This is a genomic window from Superficieibacter electus (assembly GCF_002915575.1).
GTDB lineage: Bacteria > Pseudomonadota > Gammaproteobacteria > Enterobacterales > Enterobacteriaceae > Superficieibacter > Superficieibacter electus.
In genome coordinates, this window is record NZ_PQGD01000012.1 from 1 (window position 1) to 15,961 (window position 15,961).

A 15,961-nucleotide genomic window follows, 5' to 3' on the forward strand; every position below is an offset into this window, starting at 1 on the left:
GAGGGAGTACTCCGTACACCCCGCAGGCCCGGTAAGCGCAGCGCCACCGGGCGAGTGGCACTGACCACCCTCACCCCAGCCCTCTCCCTGAGGGAGAGGGAGTACTCCGTACACCTTTGCAGGCCCGGTAAGCGCAGCGCCACCGGGCATTTACGACGCCAGCCCCCGGCAGTTATATATACAATCTTCCCGGCACGTTAAACCACGCACAATCCAGCGGCACCAGCAGGCTGACCACCCTCACCCCCGCCCTCTCCCTGCGGGAGAGGGAGTACTCCGTACACCCCGTAGGCCCGGTAAGCGCAGCGCCACCGGGCAGGGCTGACCACCTTCACCCCGACTCTCTCCCTGAGGGAGAGGGAGCACTCCGTACACCCCGTAGCCCCGGTAAGCGCAGCGCCACCGGGCAGGGCTGACCACCCTCATCCCGGCCCTCTCCCTGAGGAAGAGGGAGTACTCCGTACACCCCGTAGGGCCGGTAAGCGCAGCGCCACCGGGCAGGGCTGACCACCCTCACCCCGGCCCTCTCCCTGAGGGAGAGGGAGTACTCCGTACATCCCGTAGGCCCGGTAAGCGCAGCGCCACCGGGCATTTACGACGCCAGCCCCCAGACAGTGAAACCTACAATCTCCCCAATACCTTAAACCACGCATAGTCCAGCGGTACCAGCAGCAGATACGTCACCACCGCCAGCGCCAGGCACAACAGCATCCCTGCGCGCGCCGGGACTTTGCCGAGCGCCATCGCCACCACGATGGGCGATGCCTGATACGGCAGTAGCGGCGTCGAATAGCCCGCCACCTGAATCATAATCACGCTCAGCAGCGGAAATCCCGTCGCATCGGAAAAGCTCTGCGCCAGGGTGGTGTACAGCGCCGGCACGCCGTTAGCGGTCATAATAAAATTGAGCGCGGTGGTAATACCGGTCAGGGCCAGGAAACTGGTAAACGGCTGCGTCGGGTCCAGCGGCATCACGTGCAGCAAGGCATCGCCCACCGCGCCGCCGATCCCGGTTTCCGTCACGGTCAGCGCCAGCCCCAGAATGCCGCCGACGTAGAAACAGGTACGCATGTTAACGCCGGAGGCAAACTCCTCGCCGCTGATAAACCCCACACGCGGGAGTAACGTCACGCAGGCCGCTGCCAGCCCTACCCACGCAGGGCCAATACCGTGCCAGCTCTCTGTCACCCACAGGATCAGTACCACCGCCAGCAGCCGGGCAAGGCGTTTTTCGTCACGGCTCATCGGCGTGGAGGGTGCCAGCTCACGCGGCAGCTGCGGCCTGCCAGGGAACAGCCAGCAAATCAGCCCAATCAGGATAAGGCCCTTAAGAATACCCAGCACCGGAGTATGTAGCAGCAGATAGGGCACGTAATTAAGATGAAGACCATACGCCCCCTCCGCCGCCCCGCTCATCACCAGATTCGGCACGTTAGCGGGCAGAATGGTCGCGGAAAGCTGGAAGGTGCCAAAACCGACGGCCAGCGCCAGGCCGAACCAGGCGCGGCTGCCATCCTGAATACCCGCACGCGCCGCCATCGCCGCCACAATGGGCATCAGCAGCGCAATGCGTCCCATATTGGATGGCATCACAAACGCCAGCGCATAGCTCAGTAACACTACGCTTGCGACCATCATCAGCCATGAATCGGTAAGCTTTGACGATAACGCCCGCGCTGCGCGGTCAGCCAGGCCCGTTTTACGGATCGCCACCCCCAGCACGAAGCCGCTGAACACCAGCCAGAAGGCCGACGACGCAAAGCCGCCGAAAATCACTTCCGGCGGGGCAATTTTGGCGATCATCGCAACGGCGAAAAACAATAGCGCGGTAATGAACTCCGGCAGCAGCGACGTCGCCCAGAGCAAAATCGTGACGCCAACAACCAGAGAAGGAAGGAACAGAGGGTGGGAAAGCCAGAGCGACATGCCTGTCTCCTGATGATTTTTTCCACAAGGATACGGGGACAGGCAGCGGGAGTAAACGCCAGAGTTGGTGGGGCTATCCCGGCGAACGTGCTACTTAATGGTAATGAATTTCGCCAAAATACTCTGATAAGACATAGTACCGGCAGTACTCAAAAGGCCTGTCCGCCCCGGCCATAAAGGTTTGTCTGGCCACGGATAATAGCGGTTTACTGGCGGCTATCTGTAATTTTTCACACAGATCGTCAGACGGTAAAATGGCCTCCACTTTTTCGATCGCCGAATCACTGGTCACCTGCAACAGGGAATAGAGCGACGTGCGTTCAAGCGCGTCAGCGGTTAAGGTGAGGTCGGGGAAAAAGCTGAGATCGAGGTAAATTTTTTCGTGGTTAAAAGGACGATTGTTCAGATAGCGAACGCGCGAAATATAAAAATACTGATGATGGGCGGGTAAACTCAGACCGTCCGCCTGCGCATCACGCGCGCGGCGCGGCGCAATCTCCAGAATGCGGTTTTCAATGGCGATGCTGGCGTCCTGTAAGTCGCGGGTGATCCCGCGAAAGGTATGGCCGTAGTTTACCCCCTCCGGCACGGCGCAGACGACTGAACCGCTGCCGCGCTGCGAGGTAATAATCCCTGCATTAATCAGTTCGCTCCAGGCCTGCTTAACGACGATCAGCGAAACGTTATAGGTTCTGGCAACGTCTTTTTGCGTGGGTAGCTGGCTACCGACAGGCAATGCGCCGTTCTGGATCTGCTGGCAGAGGATAAAAAACAACTGCTTATAAAGCGGAGTAAAACTCGTTTTATCAACCTGCAAGCCGCATACCTCATGTCTCAGCCGACAGGGGACGGTGTTGCCGTCCCCGGCAGGACGACGACGCTACCCTGCAATTTGTCTGGCCAGTTCTGCCAAATCGAAATGGTTCATCCGATCCACGGTTGTTAAATAATCGGCAGGGAAGGCGCTCACACCATGAAAGGCACCGGACAGCGCCCCAACCATCGTGGCGACAGTATCGGTGTCATTGCCGATATTAACGCCGGAAATAATAGCATCAACGGCGGAATCCGGACAACATGCGAACAGGCCGAAGGCTGCCGGCACCGCTTCGCTGACGTGCAGCCCGGAGCCGATAATATCAGCAATGTCCACGATCGCCGTTTCCCAGTGGCGATGCTGCTTCCCAATATTTACCGCCAGCTCAATGCGCCGGGCGACCGACGGCCCGGCGACCATCATCGCGCCCTGCGCCTGCGCGAGCACATAGCCTTTCTGCGCCCCATAAACGCCTGCCGCAATGATGCTGTCGGCGCTGGTTTGCGCGTTTAACGCTTCGCTGGTCGCCGCCGCCATTGCCGCCGCGCCGGACATCGCCAGCACGTTATTGTGGGTAAAACGGCAAATCTGGAGTGCACACTGAATAGCGGCGTCGATATCGCCGGGATGCAGCACCGCCGCTGGCCAGATCTTCATGGCTGCCCCGTTGGTGGCCTCGGCATTGCCTTTATTGATAATCTGTACCGACTGTTTTTCCCCTTCCAGCTCGCCCTGCAATGACGCGCGATTGTCATTAAAAATCGCTTTCATCGCCGCACGCGTGGTGGGACCGGTAAAGTTGGCATAGTAAGGGTAATCCAGCCATTGCTGGAAAGCCTCGCGCATCGCCTCGTCGCTGACGTTACGCTGATGACGCAGGAGCGCCTCCATAATGTACTTTGCCTGAATAAAGTCATCGGTACACATTCCTGCGTCGTTGCAACGTCCAAAGGTATCTGCCGGAGGCTTTTGAAAGGTTGTCACCCAGCCACCGAAGTAGTCTTTAATCTGCTGCTGGGTTCGGACTTCCGTTGCGGCACCCATCGCGTCCGCCGCGGCAGCGCCCACCAGGCATCCCAGTACTTTATTGTGATCAACGTGCATGATGACTCCTTATTTCACGGTAGTGACTTGCGCCAGCGCATGGCTGGATAAAAAGGTATTTAGCTGGTCGGGAAACGGCAGCGCGGTCATTGCGCCTTTCGCCGTGACCACCATCGCGCCGCAGGCATTCGCGTTGCCGATGGCCTTAGCCAGCAGTGCTGTAGTCCAGGTGTCAGCCTGAGCGAGGGTATAAAGCAGACCGCCGACAAAAGCGTCGCCCGCGCCGGTGGTGTCGACCACCCTGACGCGCGGCGCGGGGAAGCGATATTCTCCGTCGGGACAAATTAACAGCGCACCATCATCTCCCAGTGAGATGATGGTGGTCTCGCATCCCCGCTCCCGCAGGTAGTACCGCGCATCCTGCCAGCGACTGACGCCGCTTAGCTGACACAGCTCGTCAGCAGACACTTTACAGATGGAGGACAGCGCGGCGGACTGCGCAATCAACGCGGGGATTTCATGGCTGTCCCGCCACATGGCGGGGCGTAAATTGACATCAAACAGCACATGGCCGCCCACCTCGCGCATTCGTCTGGCTCCTTCAAGGCAAGCCTCACGCGCAGGATGGTCGGTTAAGCCAATTGAGCTAAAACAGAACCACTCATTCTGGCGAAACGGTGGCAGGTCCTGCGGCGAGACATACGTGTCAGCGCCCGGATGCACCAGATAGGTAAAGCTGCGCTCACCGTCGTCTGCCAGATTGACGATCAGCACCGCGCTGGTGAGCGCCGCATCCATCCTGAGAAAAGTGACGCCCACGCCGTTATCCTCAAACACCTGGCGCAGAAAACGTCCGGCATCGTCGTCACCCAGGCAGCCGATAAAATCGCATCGGCCCCCCAGCCGTGCCACGCATACCGCTACGTTGGCCGCCGCGCCGCCGGGGCACTTCAGGTAGCTATTTGGTGTTTCCGGCACCAGGTCAACAGACGCGTCGCCAATCACCCATACCTTATTCATGCGCATCTCCTTATGCCTGACGCTGCGCCAGCGCGTGCTGGATGTCGCGATAATAGTGGTTGTTGATCAGGTATTTTTTCATCAGCAACCCCACCAGCAGATGAAACAGCGCCGGAATGAGCGTCATCATCAGCGCAATACCGGCCAATGAACGCGCGCTCTGCTCAACGTCGGCCTGATAACCAAAATGACTCAGCAGGAAGCCGAGCACGCCCCCCGCCACGCCCATGCCGAATTTCTGGAAAAAGAGAATGCCGCCAAACGCCAGGCCGGAAACGCGCTGCCCGGTTTTTTTCTCGCCGTAATCCACCGCTTCGGCAATGGAAGACCAGAACACCGGCATTTGCATGTCGCAGAAAAAGTTAATGAGAAAATAGAAGGCGAACGCCAGCAGCAGATTTTCGCGCCCGACGAAGAAATACATCAGCGCGCTCAAAATAAAGGTGATCAGTTGGGTGTAGCGGAACATTTTTATTTTGTCCCAGAACTTCGTCACCCAGGTGGTGGCGATCATCGCCAGAATGGAGGCCACAACGCCGGTGGTCAGGAACGGTGAAATCAGACTATCCCCGCCGTTGAGGTAATACTTAGCGTAATACGCCGCGACGGAACCGCGAATAACATAGCCGCACATTAACAGCAAAATCACCACGCCCAGAATAATCCACTGATCGTTACGCAGCAGATATGTAAACTGCTTGCCCACCGACAAAGAGGTAATTTCCGGCTCGCTTCGCTCGCGGGTGGTGAGAAAACAGAAGATAAATAAGACCGCGCCCATCGCCCCCATTAATCCCATCGAGAGCTGATAGCCCAGCGCCTTATTTCCCTGCCCCAGCCAGACGGCCAGCATTGGTACGACAATGGTCACCAGGAAAGCGGCAATTTTGGTCATCACGAAGCGGTAGCCATTGGCGCTTAAACGCTCAACCGGGTCGCTGGTAATCACGCCAATCATGGAGATATAGGGAATGGTGATGGCCGTATATACCAGCGTCATCAGAATATACGTGCCATACGCCCACGCCAGCTTAGCCATATAGACCATGTCTGGCGTGATAAACATCAGGTAGACAGCAAAACCAAACGGAATAGCAAACCACAGCAGCCACGGGCGATAACGTCCCCAGCGCGTGTTGAGTTTATCGGTAAGAATACCCATCGCCGGATCGATAATCGCGTCGATCATGCGAACAACGACCAGCAATACACCGACATCCGCCGCCTTCAGGCCATAAATGTCGGTATAAAAATAAGCCAGCAAGAGCTGCATGGCGATAATCACGACGTTTATCGCCATATCCCCCGCGCCAAAGCCGATTTTTTCCACGATAGAAAGTTTCATGTCGATGTTCCTTTAGGTGTAAAGGCGAAAACATGTCGCAGCAATAACGTTTTAACATCATGAAATAGAAGCGTTTTTAAAAAGAGATCAGCGTATTCAGGTTTTACGATGATGACAGAGCGAGTATAACGACAGACTAAAAGATATAAAGGTATACCTTTATATCTTTTGATCGTGCTCACATAATTTGTGCAAATAAACGCCATTAACGGGAAAGAGTTCCGCCAAAAGCATCGCAGAATGATGAAAGGAAAAAGGCAGGATAAAACAACGAGAGATGCCTGCCTGCGGAGGGTTACCGCAGGAGGCAGGCATCACTAAGAGGCTTTCTGTCCGTGACCGTCAAACATCGCCCGCCAGCCGCGCACGTTCTCTGCCAGGCGATCGTCTTTGAACAATGCACTGCCGGAGATAACCCGGTCAATGCCCTGGGCGATCAACGGCGGCACCTGCTCGCGCGTCAGCGAGCCGTCCACCGCAATAAGTTTCTCTGCCCGCCTGTCACCGAGCAGCGCCAGAAGCCGCGCCAGCCGATCGTGTAAATCGGCTGCACTGACTTTGCTACCGTAGCCAGGGTTTACCGCCAGAAGCTGAATAACTTCCACCTCATTAAGTATGGGGATGAGAACCTCCAGCGGCGTTGCCGGACACAGGCTGATGCCACGGATCACCGGCATTTCGCCGCCGGTGACCGGGACCGTCTGCTGACCAAGCCAGCGCAGGGTATGATGAAGATGAATATCACCTTCCGCCTGAAGTGTAATGCAATGCGCACCCGCCTGAACGCAAGCCTGGGCCGTGGTCCACTGATCCGCCACCATCAGATGCACATCCTTAAGAAACGCCTGTGGCAGTTGCCCTACCGCCCAGGGACCGACGGTGAACTGCGGGCAAAAATGACCGTCCATCAGATCCAGATGCAGTAGCGGCGAGTTCAGGTCTTCAAGCTGGCGCAGATAATGCGCCAGCGAGATCCACTGCCCGGCGAGAATGCCGACGCTGAGCGGATAAGACTTCAGCTTCACCACACACGCTTCGCGGCTGCGTCCGGCAAACTCGCTATTCATGGGCGCTCCTCAGGGCATCAGGCCGATAAAAACCGTTTTCTTTCGCGGCCCGCTCATCAGTGGCTCAAGCTGTTCCACGCAGGCTTTATAGTGCGGTGTAGTTTTATGCAGCGCCACCGCCTGCTCATCGACATACGCTTCATAGATGTAAAACCGCGTCGGCATATCCGGGTCCTGGAGAACATCAAAACGCAGGTTGCCCTCCTCCTTCACCGATCCCAGATGATTCTGGCGAAAAACTTCCAGAAACTGCCCGATTTTGTTTTCATGAACGTTAATTTCCACCAGCGTGACGTGCATCATTCCCCTCCTTCTGGCTGTTACCCTTTTTCGCTAAGAAACAGTTCATACGCCCGTGCTGCCGTTTCATTGTTATGCACAACGGCATGGACGGCTTTGATCATCGCCACCGGGTCTTCCGACTGGAAAATGTTACGCCCCATATCCACGCCGCTCGCCCCCTGGTCGATAGCCCGATAACACATCTCCAGCGCCTCGCGTTCGGGCAGCTTTTTGCCACCGGCGATGACAATCGGCACCGGGCAGCCTGCCGCAATGCGCTCAAAGCCTTTATCGACGTAATAGGTCTTGATGATTTGCGCGCCGATTTCCGCCGCGATGCGCGTCGCCAGTGAGAAATAACGCTGGTCGCGCGCCATATCTTTCCCGACGCCGGTCACGGCCATTGTCGGCATCCCTACCCGCAGCCCCGCGTCGATGAGCTGAATAATATTTTTGATCGACTGATGCTCATACTCAGTGCCGATATACACCTGGGCGGCGACGGCGCAGCTATTCAGCCGTACCGCGTCGTCCATAGCCACGGCCACCGCTTCATTACTCAGCTCGGTTAAAATCGAGTTTGCTCCCGAGGCGCGCAGCACCACCGGTTTGTTGGTCGCGGGCGGCACCACGCTGCGCAGGATGCCGCGGGTACACATCAGGACATCCGTATGTTCAAAGAGCGGCGCAATATTAATATCAATGCGCTCAAGCCCGGTGGTCGGCCCCTGAAAATACCCGTGGTCGAACGCCAGCATCACCGTTTTGCCGGTACGCGGATTAAAAATGCGCGACAGGCGGGATTGCATGCCCCAGTCCAGCGCGCCGCACCCTTTCAGGGTAAACGGGGTATTGGTTTGCGGTTTATCGGTATGGAAATCTTTACCGTCTTTGATGTCATCTAAATCAGCCATTATTTACTCCACAGCGAGATCAAAAGTCGTATTTATCGATATTGTCTTTGTTAAACACCACGCGCTCGGGCAGCAGGACGATGCCGTTGCCTTTCGCTTCATAGCTGTAGCCCTGCACGCTGTTTGGCGAGACTTCCACCTGACCTACGCCCGGAATATCCAGCTTGTCGCCGGTATTCAGCGGTTTGTTTTTCAGTAATGCATTCGCTACATGAACCGAGATTTTGCCCTGCTGCACCACGTCCCACAGGCCGAACGCTTTTACGGTGCCGCGCTTCACATACGGGCGCATCACGTTCGGGGTACTGAAGCCGACGATGGCAATATTGTCGCGCTTCAGGTTTTCAGCGGCTTGGGCAGCGGCAGGCAGGGCGTTGGCATCCGGGGCGATAATGGCGTCGAGGTCGCCGTATGCTTTGATGATCCCTTCGGCGGTTTGCAGTGATTTGGTGGCATCGTTATAGCCAAACTGGGTGGTGACGATTTCCCAGCCCGGATGATCTTTGGCGATTTTTGCTTTCGCTTCCTGTACCCACTGGTTCTGGTCGGTCACCGTCGGGCTGGAGTAGAAGAACGCCACTTTCGCCTTTTCTTTGGTGACCTGCTGCGAAGCCATATCCACCAGCATGCCGCCGAGCTGTTTTGGCGTACCCTGATCGATGTAGTACGAGCGGCATTCCGGTTTGGTATCGGAGTCCCAGGTCAGCACTTTCACGCCGCGCTGCATGGCGCGTTTTAACGCCGGACACAGCCCGTCGGGAGACACCGCAGAAACGATGATCGCGTCATAGCCCTGGTTGACGAAGTTATTCACCAGTTGAACCTGGCCGGAAACGCTCGGCTCGGTCGGCCCATCGTAAGTGACATCAATACCCAGTTCTTTACCGGCTTCCTTCGCGCCATTGCCGCCGCTGGTGAAGAAGCCGACGCCGACCAGTTTTGGGATAAACGCGATGCGTTCTGCCGCCTGCACCGTCATGGCCGTGGAGGCGAGGCCAAGTGCGACGAGTAAGCTAAGCGTCTTTAGAGTTTGTCTTGCCATTTTTCTCTCCGTAATTTCAGGGTAATGTCACGCCTGTCGCGCAGTGCGACGCCGTGAGATCCACTCAACGATGTGATGACGGTGCAGGCTGATGGAACGACCCACGACAACAACGATTAATAATGCGCCGGACAGCGCGCTGGAAATCTGATTCGGCACCCCGGCCATTTGCAGGCCCTGCTGTAAAAAGCCCACCAGCAAAACCGCCACGGCAGTACCGAGCATCGACCCGGACCCGCCGTAAATATTCGCCCCCCCCAGCACGACCGCCGTGATCGCCGGCATCAGGAACGACGACCCCAAATCGGAGCGGGCAGAGCCAAAATAAGAGACCAGCAGGACGGCGGCGATGGCGGAAGCGACCCCGGTCATGGCGTAAATGGTATACAGCGTGCGGTTCACCGGCAGGGCGCTGTACTGTGCGACCCGCGCGCTCTGGCCAATCAGAAAAATATTGCGTCCCACGTGGGTACGGTGCATCAGCAGCCAGAAGAACACGCCGCACGCCAGGAAGAAGATCAGCGGGACAGGCACGCCGAACGGCGCGAGGTTGGCGAAATCGGTGAACGCGGCGGGGAAGCCGCCGATGCCTTCATAACCGGTCGCGCCTGACATCCCGGACAGCAGCAGCGCGCTGCCGCCAAACAAATACATGGTGCCGAGGGTGATCACCAGCGGGTTAATCCCGGTATAAATAATTAATCCGGCGTTAATCAGCCCGCACAGCGCGCCGAGCAGCAGCGTCATGATGATGGCCAGCGGTAACGGCACGCCAGCCTGGAATAAGAAGCCCAGCGCGATGGCACACAGGCCAATGGTCGATCCGAACGAGATATCCATCCCGCCGCTGACAATCACCATCGTTAGCGGCAGAGCGACAATGCCAATGCAAATAAAGTCGCTGGTGCTGAACAGCAACACATTCACGTCCAGCAAGCGTGGGTTAATAAAGCCGAACGCGAGGATTTCCAGCACCAGCAATACGGCCAGAGCGATTTCCCAGTTATAACGTCGCCATGCATTCATTGTGCAATCTCCCGTTTTTTATTGTGTTGGGACGACTTACGCACCGGTTTGCGTTGCGGCGGCGCAGAGGGCATAAAGCGGGCGTATTTCTGACGGCGCAGATTGTTTTGCAGCGCACGGCGCAGGCGACCATCGAACACCAGCACGCCGAGCAGCACCAGGCCTGCGATAAAGTCATTCCACCAGGCGGGGATGCGCAGCAGCACCAGTACGCTGTCGATTTGGGTGAGGAAGTAAGCGCCGAGAATGGCTCCGATCACCGAACCTGAGCCGCCGAGCAAACTGATCCCACCCAGCACGCAGGCGGCGATGGCTTTCATCTCCAGTCCGGTGCCGGTCTGGTTGGGAATAAAACCAATCTGCGAGGCAAATACGATCCCGGCCAGCGCCGCCATACAGCCATTGAGCGAAAAGGCGATGATACGGACCATTTCCGTGCGCACGCCGAGCTGGCGCGCGCCCTGCAAATTGTCACCGGTTGCGTAAAAATTACGGCCAAACGGGGTTTTTGCCAGCATCCAGGCCATTGCCAGCAGCAACGCCAGGGTAAACCAGCCGATGGCAGAAATGCCGAGAAAAGCAGGCGCGGAGAGCTGTTTCAGGCTGGCGGGCAATCCTTCGATCCATTTGCCGCCGGTCCACAGCAGCATGATGCCGCGATACAACCCCAGCGTGCCCAGCGTGGCAACAATCGCCGGAATTTTCAGCCATGCCACCAGCACGCCGTTAAAGAAACCCGCCGCCATGCCGAGCAGCAGCGTGGCAAAACAGGCGACCGGCAGGCTGTAGCCGTCATTGAGCATCAGCCCCAGTAGCACCGCGCACATACCGGTGGTCGAGCCGACCGACACGTCGATATTGCGCGTCAGCATCACCATCGTGGCCCCGATCGCCAGCAGCATCAAAATCTGCGCGCTGCTGAAAATCATGGTCAGCGTCTGCATGCTCAGATAGGTGCTGTCCAGCGCGCCGGGGAAAATAAACAGGCAGGCAATCGCCAGCAGCGCGGTAGCCTCGCGGTTATTCTGGATAAACTTCAACATGTTGCCTCCTTCGCGTGATGCTCGCCAAAAGCAACGTGCATAATGGTATCGGCATTAATATCGCTGCCCGACAGCGGCGGCCCGCCCAGTTCGCCCTGGTGCATGACGTACACGCGGTCGGCCATCTGCTCGATCTCTTCCAGGTCAGAGGAGATAAACAGCACCGCCACGTTCTGTTCGGCAATGCTGCGCAGAAGCTGGTAAATATCGCTGCGCGCCGCGACGTCCACGCCACGGGTGGGTTCATCGACAATCAGCAGTTGCGGAGACGCTTCCAGACATTTGGCAATCAGTACCTTTTGTTGATTGCCGCCGGACAGCGTGCGTGCCGCCTGTTCCGCATCGTTGAGTTTGATATTAAGCGCCCGGTGATAACGCTCCAGAATGGCGTCATCGCGGCGGGCGTTGGCCCACAGGCCGCGCTGATTATGGGTCAAAGAGGAGACGTTCCAGGCAAGCGAGGCATCAAGATGCAATCCTGACGACTGGCGATCTTCCGGCAAATAAACCAGCCCGTGTCGTAAACGCTGGCGGGTGGACAAGTCACTGATATCCTGGCCGTTGAGCAGGATCTGCCCTGCCCGCACCGGGCGGATACCGTAGAGCGTTTCGGCCAGTTCCGTGCGGCCCGCGCCGACCAGCCCGGCCAGACCGAGGATTTCCCCGGCGCGCACCTCAAGGCTGATATGCATAAAGCCTTCACCGGTCAGATCGTCCAGCATTAGCACCGTTGCCCCGCGTTCGTTCTGCGGACGGCTGCCGGGCAGTTCCAGCCACAGTTTCTGGCTGGCGGACAGGTTGACACCGCTGGCAACCGGGGTAATCGCCTGAATAATATCGTGGGTAGAAAGGTCCTGCGTTTTGCCGGCCAGCGCGATTTTGCCGTCGCGCATCACGCTGACGCGGTCGGCAAGCTGGCGAATTTCGGGCAGCTTATGGGAGATAAACACGATGCCGACGCCTTTTTTCAGCAGCTCACGCAGGCGGGTAAACAGCCGGTCGGTTTCTGCCGGGGTCAGCGAGGCGGTCGGCTCATCAAGAATGAGAATCTGTGAATCGCGCATCAGCCCGCGCATGATCTCCACAATTTGTCGGTCAGCCACGTCGAGCGTGCCTGCGATGCTGGACGGATCGAGCTGGCAGCCCAGCGCCTTCAGCAACTGCTGCATTTTGTCGACCGAAGCCTGACGGCCACGCAGACCAAACAAAATGTTTTCCTGTACTGACAGGCTGGGGAATAACAGCGGCTCCTGCGGGACCAGGTAAATCCCCAGTTGATGCGCTTTAAGCGGCGTCAGGTGCTGGCAACGCACGCCGGCAATCTCCATGGTTCCGCCATCAGGCGGCACAATACCGGCAATGATTTTCATCAGCGTCGATTTTCCGGCCCCGTTACCGCCAAGCAACGCGTGCACCTCTCCGCTATGCAGCGTAAAGTCGATACCCTTCAGGACATCAACACCGGAATAGTGTTTACGGATGTCCTGCACGCAAAGCAGTGGGGGTGCCGAAAGATGACTGGATTGCATTCTGCCTCCGCTCACTCGAAGATGAGTGCCCGATTGAACAAATGTTTTTAAAAAACTGATTTGTTCAAAACAGTAGTAGTAAATTGTTTACAAAAACATCACCAGGATCACATTTCGTGAATAAATGAACTTTCCTGGGTAAAAAGTTCATCCATAGTTAAATAGTGTGGCGCAGGTCACAGCGAAGAGTTGTGGATGATTGAACAATTGTGTTAATGAATTATAAATGTTCAAAGTGAAGCGATATTATGACGACCAATGACAGCACCTTGATATCAGAATACGGAATGTGTGAAGAGGAGCAGGTCGCACGCATTGCATGGTTCTATTACCACGACGGCCTGACACAAAGCGAAATCAGTGAGCGTCTGGGTCTTACACGGCTGAAAGTGTCGCGGCTGCTGGAAAAAGGGCACCAGTCGGGCATTATCCGCGTCCAGATCAACTCGCGTTTTGAAGGGTGTCTGGAGTATGAAGACGCGTTGCGCAGCCGGTTTTCACTGCGCAATATTCGCGTCCTGCCCGCCCTGCCCGACGCCAATATCGGGATGCGTCTCGGCATAGGCGCATCGCATATGCTGATGGAATCCCTGCAACCGCAGCAATTGCTGGCGGTCGGGTTTGGCGAAGCGACCATGACCACGCTGAAACGCCTCAGCGGGTTTATCTCCGCCCAGCGTATCCGGCTGGTGACGCTGTCCGGTGGCGTCGGGCCGTATATGACCGGCATTGGCCAGCTTGACGCGGCGTGTAGCGTGAGCATTATGCCTGCCCCGCTGCGCGCCTCGTCAGCCGAGATTGCCCAAACGCTGCGTAACGAAAATAGCGTCCGGGATGTGATGCTGACCGCCCAGGCAGCGGATGTCGCGGTGGTGGGCATTGGTTCCATCAGCCAGAAGGAAGAGGCGACGATTTTACGCTCCGGCTATATCACCACCGGCGAGCAACTGATGATTGGCCGTAAAGGCGCAGTCGGCGACATCCTCGGCTACTTTTTTGACGCCAGTGGCAAGGTGATCCCGGAGATCAAAATTCATCAGGAGTTAATTGGCCTGAGCTTAAATTCCCTCTCCACGATCCCGACCATCATCGGTGTCGCAGGCGGCGAAGAAAAAGCAGAGGCCATTATTGCCGCCATGAAAGGCAACTATATCAACGCGCTGGTAACCGACCAGGCTACCGCTGCACGAATGCTTCAACTGATTGAAAAATAAAAAAAGAACACTTACCCCTACGATACGGAGCATTAACTGACAGGAGTCCAGGTGACGATATAAATAGCCGAGGGCGAATATATGGCTCGACTCTGTACCCACTCTGAATCAGGACATTATTTAATGGCGCTCGACGCCGGTACCGGCAGCGTCAGGGCCGTCATTTTTGATTTACAGGGCAACCAGATCGCCGTTGGTCAGGCGGAGTGGCAGCATCTGGCGGTTCCAGACGTGCCCGGCTCAATGGAGTTCGACCTGGCAAAAAACTGGCAACTGGCCTGTCAGTGTATTCGTCAGGCATTACACGCCGCGGCGATTCCGCCCTCTGCGATTATCGCCGTTTCCGCCTGCTCCATGCGTGAAGGGATCGTCATTTACGATGGCAATGGCGAGCCGATTTGGGCCTGCGCTAATGTTGATGCCCGCGCGGCGCATGAAGTTAGCGAACTCAAGGAGCTTTACGATAATACCTTCGAGGAAAAGGTTTATCGCTGTTCCGGGCAAACGCTGGCGCTGAGCGCGATCCCGCGCCTGCTCTGGCTGGCGCACCATCGCCCGGATATCTACCGTCAGGCTTCGACGGTGACGATGATCAGCGACTGGATGGCCTGTATGCTCAGCGGTGAACTGGCGGTCGATCCCTCCAACGCGGGCACCACCGGCCTGCTGGATTTGGTCACCCGCGACTGGAAACGCAGCCTGCTGCAAATGGCGGGGCTGCGTTCCGATATTCTGTCACCGGTGAAAGAGACCGGGACGCCGTTGGGCAAGATCACCCGAACAGCAGCGGAACAATGTGGGCTGCTCGCGGGTACGCCAGTGGTGGTGGGCGGCGGCGATGTGCAACTGGGGTGCCTCGGTCTTGGCGTCGTCCAGCCTGCGCAGACCGCCGTACTCGGCGGCACCTTCTGGCAGCAGGTGGTGAATCTCCCCGCACCGACGACCGATCCGAATATGAACGTGCGCATCAACCCGCACGTCATTCCCGGTATGGTGCAAACCGAATCGATCAGCTTTTTTACCGGCCTGACGATGCGCTGGTTCCGTGACGCCTTTTGTGCGGAAGAAAAGTTAATCGCTGAGCGGCTGGGCATTGACGCCTATACGCTGCTTGAAGAGATGGCCAGCCGGGTGCCGCCGGGCGCGCACGGCGTGATGCCTATCTTCTCCGACGTGATGCGTTTTAAGCGCTGGTATCACGCCGCGCCGTCGTTCATCAATTTGTCTATCGATCCTGAGAAGTGCAATAAAGCGACGCTGTTCCGCGCGCTGGAAGAGAACGCCGCGATTGTGTCGGCCTGTAATTTACAGCAGATCGCCGAGTTTTCCGGCGTGCAGGCCGATTCGCTGGTGTTTGCGGGCGGTGGCGCAAAAGGCAAGTTATGGAGCCAAATTCTTGCCGACGTCACCGGGCTAACGGTGCGGGTGCCGGTCGTGAAAGAGGCCACGGCGCTGGGCTGTGCGATTGCGGCGGGCGTCGGCGCGGATATCTGGCCGTCGCTGGCGCTGACCGGCGAAAGTCTGGTGCGCTGGGACCGCGAGCATAAACCCGATCCGAAAAATCATGACGTTTATCAGCAGGCGCGGGAAAAATGGCAGGCCGTTTATCAGGATCAGCGTGGCCTGGTGGACGACGGGCTGACGACGTCGTTATGGAAGGCACCGGGGCTGTAACGGGGTTCAGCCCCGGTT

At 57.4% G+C, this 15,961-nt stretch carries 14 protein-coding genes; 2 read left to right on the forward strand and 12 right to left on the reverse strand.

Annotation, left to right across the window (positions count from 1 at the left end):
* Window positions 1–621: 621 nt before the first annotated feature.
* The 12 genes from CHU32_RS15390 to lsrA all read right to left on the reverse strand — a co-directional run bounded on the left by CHU32_RS15390 (window position 622) and on the right by lsrA (window position 13,055).
* The gene (locus CHU32_RS15390) at window positions 622–1,926 is read right to left on the reverse strand and encodes an SLC13 family permease (protein WP_103676385.1); all 1,305 of its coding nucleotides are present in this window, start codon (window positions 1,924–1,926) and stop codon (window positions 622–624) included.
* Window positions 1,927–2,020: 94 nt separating this feature from the next.
* The gene (locus CHU32_RS15395; protein WP_103676384.1) at window positions 2,021–2,743 is read right to left on the reverse strand and encodes a GntR family transcriptional regulator; all 723 of its coding nucleotides are present in this window, start codon (window positions 2,741–2,743) and stop codon (window positions 2,021–2,023) included.
* A gap of 63 nt (window positions 2,744–2,806) precedes the next feature.
* Window positions 2,807–3,847, reverse strand: coding sequence for an ADP-ribosylglycohydrolase family protein (locus CHU32_RS15400; RefSeq protein ID WP_103750882.1), 1,041 nt, complete (start codon window positions 3,845–3,847; stop codon window positions 2,807–2,809).
* Between the two features lie 9 nt (window positions 3,848–3,856).
* Window positions 3,857–4,807, reverse strand: a complete 951-nt coding sequence (locus CHU32_RS15405) for an aminoimidazole riboside kinase (protein WP_425444897.1) — start codon at window positions 4,805–4,807, stop codon at window positions 3,857–3,859.
* Between the two features lie 10 nt (window positions 4,808–4,817).
* Complete coding sequence (locus CHU32_RS15410; protein ID WP_103676381.1) at window positions 4,818–6,152, reverse strand: MFS transporter; 1,335 nt, start codon at window positions 6,150–6,152, stop codon at window positions 4,818–4,820.
* A 317-nt stretch (window positions 6,153–6,469) separates the two neighbouring features.
* The gene (locus CHU32_RS15415) at window positions 6,470–7,219 is read right to left on the reverse strand and encodes a beta/alpha barrel domain-containing protein (protein WP_103676380.1); all 750 of its coding nucleotides are present in this window, start codon (window positions 7,217–7,219) and stop codon (window positions 6,470–6,472) included.
* A gap of 9 nt (window positions 7,220–7,228) precedes the next feature.
* On the reverse strand, window positions 7,229–7,519 hold the full coding sequence (lsrG, locus tag CHU32_RS15420; protein WP_103676379.1) for a (4S)-4-hydroxy-5-phosphonooxypentane-2,3-dione isomerase: 291 nt from the start codon (window positions 7,517–7,519) through the stop codon (window positions 7,229–7,231).
* A gap of 20 nt (window positions 7,520–7,539) precedes the next feature.
* The gene (gene lsrF, locus CHU32_RS15425; RefSeq protein ID WP_103676378.1) at window positions 7,540–8,415 is read right to left on the reverse strand and encodes a 3-hydroxy-5-phosphonooxypentane-2,4-dione thiolase; all 876 of its coding nucleotides are present in this window, start codon (window positions 8,413–8,415) and stop codon (window positions 7,540–7,542) included.
* A gap of 19 nt (window positions 8,416–8,434) precedes the next feature.
* A complete protein-coding gene (gene lsrB / locus CHU32_RS15430) occupies window positions 8,435–9,457 on the reverse strand; it encodes an autoinducer 2 ABC transporter substrate-binding protein LsrB (protein ID WP_103676377.1) in 1,023 nt (340 codons plus the stop codon).
* Between the two features lie 27 nt (window positions 9,458–9,484).
* Window positions 9,485–10,483, reverse strand: a complete 999-nt coding sequence (gene lsrD / locus CHU32_RS15435; RefSeq protein WP_103676376.1) for an autoinducer 2 ABC transporter permease LsrD — start codon at window positions 10,481–10,483, stop codon at window positions 9,485–9,487.
* A complete protein-coding gene (gene lsrC / locus CHU32_RS15440) occupies window positions 10,480–11,526 on the reverse strand; it encodes an autoinducer 2 ABC transporter permease LsrC (RefSeq protein ID WP_103676375.1) in 1,047 nt (348 codons plus the stop codon). Before lsrC ends, lsrD begins: the two co-directional genes overlap by 4 nt.
* Window positions 11,520–13,055: an autoinducer 2 ABC transporter ATP-binding protein LsrA gene (gene lsrA, locus CHU32_RS15445; RefSeq protein WP_103676374.1), complete on the reverse strand. Its 1,536-nt coding sequence runs from the start codon at window positions 13,053–13,055 to the stop codon at window positions 11,520–11,522. The genes lsrC and lsrA overlap by 7 nt, the downstream gene beginning before the upstream one ends.
* A 248-nt stretch (window positions 13,056–13,303) precedes the next feature.
* Between lsrA and lsrR the strand changes: the two genes are divergently transcribed.
* A complete protein-coding gene (gene lsrR / locus CHU32_RS15450; RefSeq protein WP_103676373.1) occupies window positions 13,304–14,269 on the forward strand; it encodes a transcriptional regulator LsrR in 966 nt (321 codons plus the stop codon).
* 81 nt (window positions 14,270–14,350) lie between these two features.
* Entirely contained in the window at window positions 14,351–15,943 is a 1,593-nt protein-coding gene (lsrK, locus tag CHU32_RS15455; protein ID WP_103676372.1) for an autoinducer-2 kinase, read from the forward strand.
* The last annotated feature ends 18 nt before the right edge of the window (window positions 15,944–15,961 follow it).

Bases quoted from the DNA above. Each gene is read 5' to 3' on its own strand.
- CHU32_RS15390 (WP_103676385.1), bottom strand. From the start codon at position 1,926: ATGTCGCTCTGGCTTTCCCACCCTCTGTTCCTTCCTTCTCTGGTTGTT.
- CHU32_RS15400 (WP_103750882.1), bottom strand. From the start codon at position 3,847: ATGCACGTTGATCACAATAAAGTACTGGGATGCCTGGTGGGCGCTGCC.
- CHU32_RS15405 (WP_425444897.1), bottom strand. From the start codon at position 4,807: ATGAATAAGGTATGGGTGATTGGCGACGCGTCTGTTGACCTGGTGCCG.
- CHU32_RS15410 (WP_103676381.1), bottom strand. From the start codon at position 6,152: ATGAAACTTTCTATCGTGGAAAAAATCGGCTTTGGCGCGGGGGATATG.
- CHU32_RS15415 (WP_103676380.1), bottom strand. From the start codon at position 7,219: ATGAATAGCGAGTTTGCCGGACGCAGCCGCGAAGCGTGTGTGGTGAAG.
- lsrG (WP_103676379.1), bottom strand. From the start codon at position 7,519: ATGCACGTCACGCTGGTGGAAATTAACGTTCATGAAAACAAAATCGGG.
- lsrF (WP_103676378.1), bottom strand. From the start codon at position 8,415: ATGGCTGATTTAGATGACATCAAAGACGGTAAAGATTTCCATACCGAT.
- lsrB (WP_103676377.1), bottom strand. From the start codon at position 9,457: ATGGCAAGACAAACTCTAAAGACGCTTAGCTTACTCGTCGCACTTGGC.
- lsrD (WP_103676376.1), bottom strand. From the start codon at position 10,483: ATGAATGCATGGCGACGTTATAACTGGGAAATCGCTCTGGCCGTATTG.
- lsrC (WP_103676375.1), bottom strand. From the start codon at position 11,526: ATGTTGAAGTTTATCCAGAATAACCGCGAGGCTACCGCGCTGCTGGCG.
- lsrA (WP_103676374.1), bottom strand. From the start codon at position 13,055: ATGCAATCCAGTCATCTTTCGGCACCCCCACTGCTTTGCGTGCAGGAC.
- lsrR (WP_103676373.1), top strand. From the start codon at position 13,304: ATGACGACCAATGACAGCACCTTGATATCAGAATACGGAATGTGTGAA.
- lsrK (WP_103676372.1), top strand. From the start codon at position 14,351: ATGGCTCGACTCTGTACCCACTCTGAATCAGGACATTATTTAATGGCG.